The following is a 13649-nucleotide window of genomic DNA, read 5'->3' as shown; positions in this document are numbered from 1 at the left end:
TGATTCCAAAGCATTTCACAGCATCAATAAAGCTCACAAGATGCATTAAAAAACCGGCCCTTCAAGTAAGGACCGGTTTTTTAATTATTCTTCTTTTAATTTATCAAGTTCATTAAGAAACTTATCATTCATGACTTTAATATAAGTTCCTTTCATCCCGAGTGAACGAGATTCAATGACGCCGGCGGACTCGAGTTTACGGAGCGCGTTTACAATCACGGAACGGGTGATGCCGACACGGTCTGCAATTTTACTTGCAACGAGCAGCCCTTCGTTTCCTTCGAGTTCTTCAAAGATGTGTTCAACAGCTTCAAGTTCGCTGTAAGAAAGAGAGCTGATCGCCATTTGTACAACAGCTTTACTGCGAGCTTCATCTTCAATTTCCTGCGTTTTCTCGTGGAGAATCTCCATGCCGACAACCGTAGAGCCATATTCAGCTAATAAAAGGTCGTCGTTATCAAATGAGTCATTCAAACGGCCGAGCACAAGTGTACCGAGGCGCTGACCGCCGCCGTTAATCGGAACCAAGGTTGTTAAGCCGCTTTTGAAAAGCTCGCGGTTTTCTACTGGAAAAGCTGTAAATTCACTATCAATATCTAGGTTGGCCGAGGTTTCCTCGATTTTAAACAAGCCGGCGGTGTACTCCTGTGGGAACTGTCGCTCTTCTAGCATTTGTTTCATCCGCTCGTTTTCGATCTCCTGCTTAATGCCGTAGCCGAGAATTTTACCGCGACGGCTGACCACAAATACATTTGCACCAATCACATCGCGCAATGTTTCCGCCATATCTTTGAAGTCTACGTGCTGACCTGCTGACTTTTGCAACATGTCGTTAATCTTTCGGGTTTTTGATAATAAATCCATGATCTCCATCCTCCATTATTATAGTATAAATTGGCTCATATCTTTATCTTTCGTAATTGAAGCAAGTTTTTCCTCCACATATTCCGGTGTAATCGGAATTTTCGACATATTGATGTCCGGCGCCTCAAAGGAAAGTTCTTCAAGCAGACGCTCGAGCAACGTGTGCAGGCGGCGCGCACCAATATTATCCGTTGCTTGATTCACATCAGCTGCAAGTTCAGCTAGCTTAGTGACAGCTTCGTCAGAAAATTCCACCTCTATACCTTCGGTTGCAAGAAGCGCCGTATATTGTTTTAAAAGCGCGTTATCCGGCTCTTTTAAAATACGGGAGAAATCAGCTGAAGATAAACTTTCAAGCTCAACCCGCACCGGGAAACGCCCTTGCAGCTCCGGAATTAAGTCAGAAGGCTTCGACATATGAAATGCACCGGCGGCGATAAAGAGCATATGATCCGTACGAACAACGCCGTATTTCGTGTTCACAGCCGCACCTTCCACAATAGGAAGAATATCACGCTGCACACCTTCGCGCGAAACGTCTGCATTATTTTTGTTTGAACCGGTAACTTTGTCGATTTCATCTAAGAAAACTATACCCAGCTGTTCGGTGCGTGAAACAGCTTCCTGACTAATCTCATCTTCATCGACCATATGTCTTGCTTCTTCATCTGTAAGCAGGTTGCGTGCTTTAGCTACCGACAGACGCTTCGTTTTCTTTTTTTTCGGCATCATCTGGCCGAACATCTGCTGCATATTCATCCCCATCTGTTCCATACCAGAGCCTTGAAACATGTCGGAAAGACCTTGACTTTCTTCAACTTCAATCGTAACGAGCCGATCTTCAATTTCACCGAGGGCAAGTTGATGGGCCATCCGCCGCCGCTGTTCTTTTAAGCTGTCATCCTGGGGTTCTTCTTCCTCTTGCTCCTGCTGTTGAAAAATCATCTCAAACGGATTCTTCATCTGACTGCTTTGCTTCTCTGCTTTAGGTACCAAGTATTGTACGAGGCGCTCTTCTGCTTTTGCTTTTGCTTCTTGGCGCACAGCAGCCATCCGTTCTTTTTGGACAAGTCGGTAAGCTTCTTCAACTAAGTCGCGCACCATTGACTCCACATCACGTCCGACGTAACCGACTTCGGTAAACTTCGTTGCCTCCACTTTAATAAACGGTGCTCCAACAAGTGTTGCAATACGGCGGGCAATTTCAGTTTTCCCCACCCCTGTAGGTCCGATCATTAATATGTTTTTCGGGGTTACTTCCTGCTGCAGTGCTTCATCAAGCTGCGAACGACGGTAACGATTACGCAGCGCGACAGCCACCGAGCGCTTCGCCTCTTGTTGGCCAACGATGTACTGATCCAGCTGTTCTACAATTTGTTTCGGGGTCCATGCGTTCATATGTCGCATCCACCTTTCTGCTTTTGCCGGGAATTAATCCAACTCTTCAACGGTAATGTTATCGTTTGTATAAACACATAACGATGCCGCTTCCTCAAGTGCTGCTCTGGCAATGTCAGGTGCCTGCATATCCGGGGCATTCTTTTTAATGGCCCGGCCGGCTGCGAGCGCATAATTTCCGCCCGAGCCAATGGCTACAATGCCGTCGTCCGGCTCAATGACTTCACCTGTACCGGAAACTAAAAGGAGCGTATGTTGATCCATCACAATGAGCATTGCTTCAAGCCGGCGGAGCACCTTATCACTACGCCATTCTTTTGCCACCTCAACAGCTGCCCGGGCCAGGTCACCGCTATGTTCCTGAAGTTTACCCTCAAATTTTTCAAACAACGTAAAAGCATCAGCCACTGATCCGGCAAAACCTGCAACCACTTGATTATGATAAAGCCGGCGCACTTTACGGGCGGAATGCTTCATGACAACAGCCTGCCCCATCGTTACCTGCCCATCGCCGGCCATTGCCTGACGCCCATTATGTTGAACTGCAAAAATTGTCGTTGCGTGCAGTTGTTCTGTCATACCGTGTCCTCACTTTCTAAGCCCGCGGATGCGTGTGATGATAGACGCTGCGGAGCCGTTCTTTGGATACGTGTGTATAAAGCTGTGTTGTTGACAAATGCTCGTGACCTAAAAGTTCCTGTACCGCCCTTAAATCCGCGCCCCGGTCTAAAAGATGAGTGGCAAACGAGTGGCGGAGCATGTGCGGGGAAATGTGCAGCGTATGTGATACTTCTTTCATCCGCTTCGTTAAAATGTAGCGAACCCCGCGGGCGGTAAGCGGCGTCCCCCGGTGGTTTAAAAATAACGCTGTTGTTTCCTGCACTTGTTTTTCAAGCAGCTTCGGCCGTGCCTCACGTACATAAGCTGCACACGCATCAAGTGCAAAGGAGCCAATCGGCACGTAACGGTCTTTCGCACCTTTCCCTCTTATAAATACCGTTTCAAGCACCGTATCAATATCATCGGCACTTAATGATGTTAGTTCACCAACACGCAGGCCGCCAGCATACATTAATTCAATCATAGCCAAGTCTCTTAGCGCCAAAGGCTCGTTTCGACCGGTAAGGGATTCAAGCAAAGCTTCAAGCTCTTTTTCATACAAAAACTTCGGCAGCTGTCGTGCCTGTTTCGGTCCGCGCATTGCAGAAAACGGATTATACGAGACGCGGCCTTGTCGCTCCAGCCAATTGTAAAAACTGCGCAGAATCGAGAGCCGCTGCCCCACGGTGCTGCGGGCCAGCCCGGCTGCCGACCACTCAGACAATGCAAGCCGGACGTCATCCACTGTAACATCTTCAGCTGCAGCAATCACCTGCACCTCGAGAAAAACTTCCCAAAGCTCTAAAACATGGCGGTACGCTTCAATCGTATAAGGTGAAGCGTTCTGCTCCAGCTGTAAAGCTGCAAGAAACTGATCAACATCCGGCTGCATCGGTCTAGTCAAAACGCTCACCTCGCAAAAGTGATTAGATTTTACCATAGAGTGGCTCGTTTCAACAACTAGGCATACGTCGCACGAGTGAACGTTTCTAATGATGCAATCGCCCGCTCCGCAAGCTTTTCATTACGCTCTTTTTTATTTTTAATTTTTTCTTCAAGACGAGGCAGCAGACCGAAGTTGACATTCATCGGCTGAAAGTTATCCGGGTTTGCTGTTGTAATATAGTTGGCAATCGCGCCGTGCATCGTTTCTTCCGGAAAGACCGTTAACGGTTCACCACTCGCATAGCGCCCGGCGTTTATTCCTGCCATCAAACCGGCAGCCGCTGATTCCACATAACCTTCCACCCCGGTAATCTGTCCGGCAAAAAAGACATTGCTTTTCTGCTTGGATTGATACGTCGGCTCTAAAAGGCGCGGTGAATTGATGAATGTATTACGATGCATTACCCCGTAGCGGACAATATCGGCATTTTCAAGACCTGGAATTATCCGTACGACTTCTTTTTGCGGCCCCCATTTCATATGGGTTTGAAAACCGACAATGTTATAAAGTGTACCTGCCTGATTATCTTGGCGGAGCTGCACAACAGCATAAGGGGTTTCACCTGTTTCCGGATGTTCAAGGCCGACAGGTTTCATAGGACCGAACAAAAGCGTCTTGCGGCCGCGTTCAGCCATAACTTCAACAGGCATGCATCCTTCAAAGAAGATATCCTTTTCAAATTCTTTCATTGGTACACGCTCAGCTTCCATTAAGGCGTCATAAAAGTTATCAAATTCTTCTTTCGTCATTGGACAATTAATATAAGCCGCTTCTCCTTTATCATAACGCGACTTTAAATACGCCCGGTTCATATCGATGCTGTCTGTTTCAATGATCGGTGCCGCAGCATCGTAAAAGTATAAATACTCTTCTCCGGTCATTTCACGAATCGCACCGGATAAACCATCTGTCGTTAACGGTCCGGTTGCGATAATAGTTGGTTCTTCTGGAATCTCTGTTATTTCTTCATTGTGAACCGTAACATTCGGGTGGTTTTTAACGTGTTCGGTAACATAGGCAGCAAACTCATGACGATCCACTGCCAGAGCTCCCCCGGCCGGTACAGAAGCTTGATCAGCAGCTTGAATAATAATTGAATCAAGGTGGCGCATTTCCTCTTTTAACACCCCTACCGCATTGGAAAGTGCGTTGGCACGGAGCGAGTTACTGCAGACGAGTTCTGCAAATTTATCCGTATGGTGCGCCGGTGTCTGCCGGTTTGGCCGCATTTCGTATAAGTGAACGTGATGGCCTTCTTTTGCCAGTTGCCACGTTGCTTCACTTCCAGCCAGACCGGCACCAATCACATGAACTGTTGTTTGAGACATGAAACATTCTCCTTTCTTATTAAGCGCATGCGAAAACCCCTTTATGCGGAAAGGGGCTTTCTTGCTTTAGTCGTTCGGTTAGTTTGGCTCTTCTTTATAATCGCATGAAGTGCACTGGACGTGTACCCCTTTTTTCGATTTCTTTTCAACAAGCAGACTGCTGCATTTTGGACAAGGCCGGGCAATCGGCTTGTCCCAGGAAATGAAATCACATTCAGGGTATTGATCACAGCCGAAGAAAGTACGGTTCTTTTTACTTTTACGTTCAACAATTGAGCCGTCTTCACATTTCGGGCAATCCACCCCGATCTCTTTTAAGATCGGTTTTGTGTTGCGGCAGTCCGGAAAGTTCGAACACGCCATAAATTTACCGTAGCGGCCCATTTTATAAACCATTTCATGACCGCACTCTTCACAGTCAACGCCAGCTGGTTCATCGCGGATCTCTACTTCTTTCATTTCTTCTTCTGCAACTTGCAGGCGTTTTTCAAACCCTTGATAAAAGTCGTCGATGATTTCCACCCAGTCGGCACTACCTTCTTCAATTTTATCAAGGTCGTTCTCCATCTGTGCGGTAAACTCAACATTTAAGATTTCCGGGAAAAACTCAACGATCTGCTCTAGTACAATTTCACCGAGTTCGGTCGGTACAAAGCGTTTATCTTCAAGCGCAACATAATTGCGGCGCTGAATGGTATCAAGCGTTGGCGCAAATGTAGAAGGCCGGCCGATCCCGAGTTCTTCCATTGTCCGGACGAGCCGTGCTTCAGTATAGCGCGGCGGCGGCTGGGTAAAGTGCTGCTTCGGTGTGATCTCTTCTTTGTGTACCGTTTCGCCTTCTTTCATATCCGGTAAAAACTTATTTTCATCATTTTTCTTTTCATCTGAGCCTTCGACATACACTTTCATAAAACCGGAAAACTTCACTTTTGAACCTGTTGCCCGGAAGTTCACACCGTTTTGACTTAAATCAACTGTCATCGTATCCATAATCGCAGGTGCCATTTCACTAGCTACCATCCGCTCCCAGATCAACTTATACAACCGGTATTGATCGCGGCTTAAATACGACTTAATAAACTTTGGATCTTTAAAAATCGCTGTCGGACGCACCGCTTCGTGTGCATCCTGAGAATTGGCGTCCTGCTTTTCGGAACGTTCCGTTTTTCGCGTATAAGATTCGCCGTAATTGGCTTCAATGTACTCTTTAGCTTCCTGCTTGGCTGTGTTTGAGATCCGTGTCGAGTCGGTACGCATATACGTAATTAAACCGACCGTCCCTTCACTGCCAAGCTCAATGCCTTCGTACAGCTGCTGCGCAACGAGCATCGTTTTCTTCGCCCGGAAATTAAGCTTACGAGCGGCTTCCTGCTGAAGTGAAGAAGTTGTAAACGGGTTTACTGGGTTGCGCTTACGTTCTTTTTGTTTCACTTCATCAATATTGAAGGCATCTCCATCAAGATTCTCAAGCACAGCATTCACGTCTTCTTCAGTTTTCAGCTCCGTTTTTTCACCGTTTAAACTGTGAAATTTCGCTTCAAACGTTTCTTCTCCGTGCTTAAATACACTAGGGATGCTCCAGTATTCTTCCGGGGTGAAATTTTGAATTTCCCGTTCACGGTCAATGATCATCTTCACAGCAATCGACTGCACGCGGCCGGCACTCAAGCCTTTTTTCACTTTTTTCCACAGCAGTGGACTTATGTTGTAGCCGACAAGCCGGTCAAGCACACGCCGTGCCTGCTGCGCGTTCACAAGATCCGTGTTTACAGTGCGGGGATGCTTAAATGATTCTTTAATTGCACTTTTTGTAATTTCGTTAAAAACAACGCGGCATTTTGTGTCTTCTTCAATATCAAGCTTATGTGCCAAATGCCACGCAATTGCCTCACCTTCACGGTCCGGGTCGGCAGCGAGATACACTTTCTTCGCCTTTTTCGCTGCTGTTTTTAATTCTTTTAATACCGGGCCTTTGCCGCGGATTGTAATGTATTTTGGTTGATAATCGTTTTCGGTATCCACACCCATCTGGCTTTTCGGTAAATCGATGATATGGCCCATCGATGCCTTCACTGTATACTTTTTACCTAAATATTTTCCGATGGTTTTTGCTTTAGCGGGAGATTCAACGATTACTAAATAATCTGCCATCTCGGAAGTTTCCTCCCCCTTCAGGTATTTTAAAATCTTCCCCATTATTAAATACGGCATCATGCTTTGTCAAATAGAACCAAACATTTGCAGCTAGAAAAATTCAGTTTCAGCCGGATTTTTGTGCCTGTATTTCAGGGCTGTTCGTTTTGCTTCCCGCTTTTTCCTGCTTTTAATCGTCCTAAAATAATTGCAGAACTTCACTAAGGTCGTTAGGACCGAGCACAACGCCTGCACCTTCTTGAATGATTTTGTTTGTACCAGCCGCCTCGGGTTGAAAAATCGGCCCCGGAACGGTGTAAACGGGACGCCCTTGTTCTAAGGCAGCGCGTACGGTCGTCATTGTACCGGAGCGTAGTTTTGCTTCAGGAATAAAAAGTGCATCACTTAACGCGCTGATGATGCGGTTACGGTGAGGAAACTGCCATTTACGCGGCGGGGTGTTTAACGGATATTCAGAAATGAGCAGATGATGACCTGCAATCATGTCGCGCAAAGAAGTGTTCCAAGCAGGATACATATGGTGAAAGCCGTGACCGAGAATACCGATGGTTTTTCCTTTTTGAATGGCAAGACGGTGTGCAGTACTGTCCGTGCCTGCAGCAAGACCACTTGCAATGACGACTCCTTGTTGAACGAGCGGAGGAATAAAGTGCTTAAGCACACGTTCTCCGTAAACGGTGCTGTTACGTGTGCCAACGACACCTAGCATAGCTGGATTGAAAGTAATCCGGGGTTCGCCAAGCATGTACAGCACCCAAGGCGGGTCAGGCATATATTGAAGCCGTGGTGGAAATAAAGGAGAAAAACGCGTTAAGACAGTTAAAGGAAAGCTGTTAACAGTGCGCGGTGGTGTGTAGCGCGGTGCGTGCACATGCTGCAGTGTACCACGGGGGAGGGAAAACTCTTTCTCAAGGTGTGACGGCGGCAGATTGATCATTTTTTGAAAGGAAGGGTCATAGTCATACATGGCTTGAAACAATCGATTGCGAGGGCCTAGAGAAGCGTGTAGATGAATGAGAAGCTCATCGCGATGGTTCATAACATCATCCTTTAATTTTGAGGGATTTAAAACAAAGAGAAAAGATAATTTCGAAGTTGAATATAGCTGTTTAGGCAGCTGGCAGGAGGGATCCTTGTAATCATAGATAAAACCCCGGCTTTCGCCGGGGTTGCCAGCGTGTAGACAAACTTTTTAGAAAAGGGAGGGCTGACGTCGCTTTTCGGCGGACGCTTGCACCCGGAGGGCACAAGTGCGACATCGGTTTGATCTTCGCTAACGCTTGATCGCATCGTGTCTTCTTAGCCTCTTGTACCTCCTCAACTTCCTCGGCAGAAAACCACTGCTTGCGGGATTTTCTCACTCGTTGTTCTGCGAAGGCGTCGCCGCCGAGGCTCGTCAGCCTTAGGTTATTTGATCGTTATGAATTGTAAAGATCTTTTTGATCAAGCAATAGCTAAATGAATCAGTTTCATCATGATGCTTTATAAACCATCAAGCGATCCATACAAAAAAGACAAATGTAAAAGTGACCGAAACGAAAGACGGCGACTCCCAGAGGATCAAGCGCAGGCTGAAGATCCACTTGTTCGAAGGCTCTTCCTTCGAACAAGTTAGCTGAAGCCAAGCCCTCGGGAAAGCGTCCGTCTGGCGTGAAGGTTACGTCCATGATTCGGTTTTTATCCTCTTCATGCGGCAGCCCGCGGTTCAGCGCAGTAAGCAGTCCGTGAATATTTGGTTTTGTACTTTGTCGAAAGTTTAAAAACCCCGGCTTTCGCCGGGGTTTCGCGAACTATGCCTTTTTCGGTTCGTGCGTGAGGCACGCTTCGTAAATGTTGTTATCTTTGAGCGCTTGGATGAGCGTTTCGCCAATGTCAGCAGGCGTGTCTGCTGTGCGTACGCCACAAGCTTCAAGCGTTTTAATCTTTTCATCAGCCGTACCTTTACCACCAGAGATGATCGCACCGGCATGGCCCATACGCTTTCCTGGAGGGGCTGTACGTCCGCCGATAAAGCCAACAACCGGCTTATCCATGTTGTCGTTAATCCACTCGGCTGCCTCTTCTTCTGCTGTGCCGCCGATTTCACCGATCATAACGACTGCTTTTGTATCCGGGTCTTCATTGAACATTTTCAATGTGTCGATAAAGTTTGTTCCGTTGACCGGGTCGCCGCCAATACCTACAGCTGTGGACTGACCGACACCTGCAGTGGAAAGCTGATCTACCGCTTCGTACGTTAATGTACCAGAGCGGGAAACAACACCGACGTGGCCAGGCTTATGGATGTAGCCCGGCATGATGCCGATTTTACACTCATCCGGCGTGATCACGCCTGGGCAGTTCGGGCCGACAAGGCGCGTTTTCTTGCCTTCCATGAAACGTTTCACTTTGATCATATCCATCACTGGAATACCTTCTGTAATACAGATGGCAAGATCAAGTTCAGCGTCGACAGCTTCCATAATTGCATCAGCTGCAAAAGCTGGTGGAACGTAAATGACAGACGCCGTTGCACCTGTTTCTTTCACCGCATCTTCAACAGTATCGAAAACCGGGATGCCTTCGATTGTTTCGCCGCCTTTTTTCGGGGTTACACCGCCGACAATGTTCGTACCGTATTCAAGGGCCTGCTGTGTGTGGAACAGCCCGGTTGCACCGGTGATCCCTTGAACAATTACCTTTGTATCCTTATCAATCATGATACTCATAGGTCTTTGTCCCGCCTTTCTATTTTACTAATTCTACGATTTTTTGTGCGCCATCTGCCATTGTGTCCGCTGCTGCAATGTTCAAGCCGGACTCTTCAAGAATTTCTTTACCGCGCTCAACATTTGTACCTTCAAGACGGACAACAAGCGGGAGCTCAAGCCCAACTTCGCGCGTTGCTGTAACAACACCTTCAGCAATAACGTCACACTTCATGATGCCGCCGAAGATGTTAACAAAAATGCCTTTGACAGTTTCGTCAGCAAGAATAATCTTGAATGCTTCGGTTACTTTTTCAGCGCTTGCACCGCCGCCAACATCAAGGAAGTTCGCCGGTTCGCCGTTAAAGTGCTTAATTGTGTCCATTGTTGCCATTGCAAGACCTGCACCGTTAACCATGCAGCCGATGTTACCATCAAGTGCAATGTAGCTTAAGTCATGCTTTGAAGCTTCAATTTCTTTTGGATCCTCTTCATCAAGATCGCGGAATTCCATAACATCTTTTTGACGATAAAGTGCGTTAGCGTCAAAGTTCAACTTTGCATCCAATGCTTGTACCGCACCGTCACCAGTTGTAACAAGCGGGTTAATTTCTGCAACGGAACAGTCTTTGTCAACAAATGCGTTGTACAAGCCGCTCATAAATTTCACAGCCTGACCTAGAAGCTCCGGCGGGATGTTGATGTTAAATGCAAGACGACGCGCTTGATAGCCTTGCAGACCCACTGCCGGATCAATGAATTCTTTGAAAATTTTCTCTGGTGTTTCTTCCGCTACCTGCTCGATCTCTGTACCGCCTTCTTCAGACCCCATTAATACAATGCGGGAGCTTTCACGATCGAGTACAAGACCGATGTAGTATTCACTTTGAATGTCGCAGCCTTCTTCAACTAAAAGGCGCTTCACTTCTTTACCTTCAGGTCCGGTCTGGTGCGTTACAAGCTGCTTACCCAAAATCTCATCAGCATATGTACGCACGTCTTCGAGGCTCTTCGCCACTTTAACGCCGCCGGCTTTGCCGCGGCCACCTGCGTGGATTTGGGCTTTTACTACGTTAACGTCTCCGCCAAGTTCTTTGGCAGCCTGCTCTGCTTCATCAGCAGAAAAAGCAACTTTGCCATTCGGTACGGCAACGCCATACTGTCTAAGGAGCTCTTTCCCCTGATATTCATGAATATTCATGTTATTCCCCATCCTCCTAACGGTACCGTTCATGGTCTCATGCAGCCTAAACTGCACGGCAATTATGTGGCAGCGATTTCACGATTGGATTCGTGTAAAACTTCTGCCACCTTTAATCCTATAAAAAAATGAAAGGTATTTCAACAATTCTAGACGACTTTCCGAAAAACAACTGTATGGAAATAAATTCTATTGACAAAAATACCAAACGATCAGCATTGATTTAATCTATAGTTGACTTCGCTATTTACAGACGGTTACAACGGTAATTACTTTGCGTGTGAACCACAGAGCAACTTGCACGCAGCGTAACTTCACTTCATATGCTTATCAACACGGTAAATAAAAGCAAAGACTTCAGCTACAACTTCATATAAATCTTCCGGGATCTCTTCATTCAACTCGAGCTGGCTGAGCAGCTCAACAAGCGAAGGATCTTCTTGAATGGGAATGTTAGAAGCCTCTGCCTGGGCAATAATGTCTTCAGCCCGGTATCCTTTACCTGTTGCTTTGACAAGCGGTGCGGCATGTTCGTTTTCATGGTAACCTAAAGCAACGGCACGCTTTTTCCAAATTTCTTGTTCATCTTTGTTTGTCATACGCGGACATCAAACCCTTCATAAAAGGATGACTGCGGATAAGACTGCGGCGCTGGTTCTGCTTTTTCAATAGCAGATTCGCGCCAGTGGATGCCTGAAAGGGTGTAGCCCATCGCTTCAAGTCGGCTTTTTACATGAGGTTTCAATGCTTTTGTTAGCGCAGCCGGTTCTGGTGTATCATTCATCACCTGGATTGAAACGATACGATTTTGAATCTGTACATCAACCATGGTTGAGCCGAGCTGCTCAAGATTTAAATAAAAGAGAACCCGGGCATGATCCGGATCAATCTGACCATTTGACTGCCGGCGCCCTTCCCATTGCATGGATACATCTGTATAAAAATCACCAAACCCTACCGGCAGCTGCAGCGCGGTATGCGACAGCGGTCCCTGCTGATCCTGCCCGAACAACTGCGCTCCGGTTAACCTGTGTACAAGCTGCTCTGCCTGCGGACGAATGTGATCTGGTAGTGAAGCAAGCTGTGCTAACAGTGCCGGCTTTAACTGCTGCTGTCCCTCCTGTCCACCTGCCTGGAGGCGGCCTCCGCCCTGCTCCATCCCTTGGCTGATTTGCTGTTCATGGCGGAGCCCGAGCTGCTCAAACGCACGGGAGAGAAGCTGCCCCGGGGTAAAACTTCCTTCTTGACGCCCTGCGCCCCCTTGCTGGGTTAACATCTGCTGCAATGCCCGCTGTTCACCCTCACTAAATGCTGCGTTCTGCTGCAGGGCGTTCGTTAAGTTTTGCGCGGCCTGCGTAACATTTGCTCCGCTTGGAAGGAGCTGCTGCAGCAGCCTGAGCTGCTCACCTTCACGCCCTGAATCCTGCGCCATATTCTGCATGAGAAATTGAAACAGCTGCTGAGGCTCCATACGAGCAAGCGGTGTGCCTTGGCTTGAATTTGACAAAAACGGCCACAGCTGGCGAACAACGGCTTCATTATCCCGGCTTAAAACATTTTGCTTAAACTGGGCAAACATCTCATCGCGGCTCATGCCCTGCGGCACCGCTCCGAGCCGGCGAAGTAAATCTTCAGCTCCTGCTTGTTCACGTCCGGAAGAAGCCATCTGCTGCATGAGAGTTGTGAGGCGCTCGCTTTCTGAAGCAGGTGTTGGTGCACCTTGCTGCACAACTGCTGCACCTTCACGACGAGCGGCTTGTAAACCTTCGAGCAGCTGCTGCAGTGCCTGCTGCTGCTGCGTTGTCGCCCGGCTGTTTTGCAGTTCACCTGCTGCCTGCTGCTGCAACTGCTGCAGCTGTTGGGAGAGTGACTCGTTTGTATTCAATGCCTGCACAGAACGAAAGACCGTCTCTGTCATCGGCATATTCCGCATCATCATCGTCTGCACCTGCTGCATTGCACTAGCTGATGTATCGTTCATCTGGCGGAGCAGCTGACCGCCTGCCTGCAGCTGCTCACGGGTAAATGGCTGCTGCTCGCGCTGCATATGCTGCAACAGCTCTTGATGGGCTCTTGAGTCTGATACAGCCAACTGGCGGAGCAGCTGCTGTGCATCACTGCTGCTCCCTTGGGCAGGTGCTCCTTGCGGGCTGCGTTGTTCTGCCGGGCGCTCGGTGTTTGCATCAAGCACTTGCAGACGAGGGATTCCATCAGCCTGCTGTACTTGAAAGGTATAACGTTCGCCAGCTGTTAAAGCGGCTTCAAGCCGGGCCGTAACCGTCTGACCTTGAAGCTGCAATGCTGCTAAGCTTTGCGGAAACAGCTTAACGACATGCCCTTGGAACACTTGCCCTTTTTTCAACTGAAGACTTTTAGCTCCCTGCCCGGCATTCAGTTGTTGTGTTCCTGCCTGCTGCGCCTGCATCTGCTGGGCAGGATTCATTGGCAGCCCCTGCATAACGGTCCCCTCC

At 47.9% G+C, this 13649-nt stretch carries 11 protein-coding genes; all 11 read right to left on the bottom strand.

The features are described 5' to 3' along the window. Positions 1 to 84 precede the first annotated feature (84 nt). Positions 85 to 864 carry a GTP-sensing pleiotropic transcriptional regulator CodY gene (gene codY / locus B0H94_RS00470; RefSeq protein ID WP_106587268.1) on the bottom strand — a complete coding sequence of 260 codons (780 nt, stop codon included), beginning with the start codon at positions 862 to 864 and terminating at the stop codon, positions 85 to 87. An 18-nt stretch (positions 865 to 882) separates the two neighbouring features. Further along, on the bottom strand, positions 883 to 2262 hold the full coding sequence (gene hslU, locus B0H94_RS00465; RefSeq protein ID WP_106587267.1) for an ATP-dependent protease ATPase subunit HslU: 1380 nt from the start codon (positions 2260 to 2262) through the stop codon (positions 883 to 885). A 33-nt stretch (positions 2263 to 2295) separates the two neighbouring features. Beyond that, entirely contained in the window at positions 2296 to 2841 is a 546-nt protein-coding gene (gene hslV / locus B0H94_RS00460; protein ID WP_106587266.1) for an ATP-dependent protease subunit HslV, read from the bottom strand. Between the two features lie 16 nt (positions 2842 to 2857). Beyond that, entirely contained in the window at positions 2858 to 3754 is an 897-nt protein-coding gene (xerC, locus tag B0H94_RS00455) for a tyrosine recombinase XerC (protein ID WP_106587265.1), read from the bottom strand. Positions 3755 to 3822: 68 nt separating this feature from the next. Continuing rightward, positions 3823 to 5136 carry an FADH(2)-oxidizing methylenetetrahydrofolate--tRNA-(uracil(54)-C(5))-methyltransferase TrmFO gene (trmFO, locus tag B0H94_RS00450; protein WP_106587264.1) on the bottom strand — a complete coding sequence of 438 codons (1314 nt, stop codon included), beginning with the start codon at positions 5134 to 5136 and terminating at the stop codon, positions 3823 to 3825. 78 nt (positions 5137 to 5214) lie between these two features. Further along, the gene (gene topA / locus B0H94_RS00445; protein ID WP_106587263.1) at positions 5215 to 7287 is read right to left on the bottom strand and encodes a type I DNA topoisomerase; all 2073 of its coding nucleotides are present in this window, start codon (positions 7285 to 7287) and stop codon (positions 5215 to 5217) included. Positions 7288 to 7468: 181 nt separating this feature from the next. Continuing rightward, entirely contained in the window at positions 7469 to 8329 is an 861-nt protein-coding gene (gene dprA / locus B0H94_RS00440) for a DNA-processing protein DprA (protein WP_106587262.1), read from the bottom strand. Between the two features lie 751 nt (positions 8330 to 9080). Next, a complete protein-coding gene (gene sucD / locus B0H94_RS00430; protein ID WP_106587260.1) occupies positions 9081 to 9998 on the bottom strand; it encodes a succinate--CoA ligase subunit alpha in 918 nt (305 codons plus the stop codon). A 19-nt stretch (positions 9999 to 10017) separates the two neighbouring features. Next, a complete protein-coding gene (sucC, locus tag B0H94_RS00425) occupies positions 10018 to 11178 on the bottom strand; it encodes an ADP-forming succinate--CoA ligase subunit beta (protein WP_106587259.1) in 1161 nt (386 codons plus the stop codon). A gap of 314 nt (positions 11179 to 11492) precedes the next feature. After that, the gene (locus B0H94_RS00420) at positions 11493 to 11777 is read right to left on the bottom strand and encodes an EscU/YscU/HrcU family type III secretion system export apparatus switch protein (protein WP_106587258.1); all 285 of its coding nucleotides are present in this window, start codon (positions 11775 to 11777) and stop codon (positions 11493 to 11495) included. Further along, positions 11774 to 13636, bottom strand: coding sequence for a hypothetical protein (locus tag B0H94_RS00415; RefSeq protein WP_106587257.1), 1863 nt, complete (start codon positions 13634 to 13636; stop codon positions 11774 to 11776). Before B0H94_RS00415 ends, B0H94_RS00420 begins: the two co-directional genes overlap by 4 nt. Positions 13637 to 13649: the final 13 nt, after the last annotated feature.

Source organism: Salsuginibacillus halophilus (assembly GCF_003014715.1).
Taxonomy (GTDB): domain Bacteria; phylum Bacillota; class Bacilli; order Bacillales; family Marinococcaceae; genus Salsuginibacillus; species Salsuginibacillus halophilus.
The sequence above is the reverse complement of the archived record's forward strand: the minus strand, read 5'-3'. Positions and strand labels throughout refer to the sequence as shown.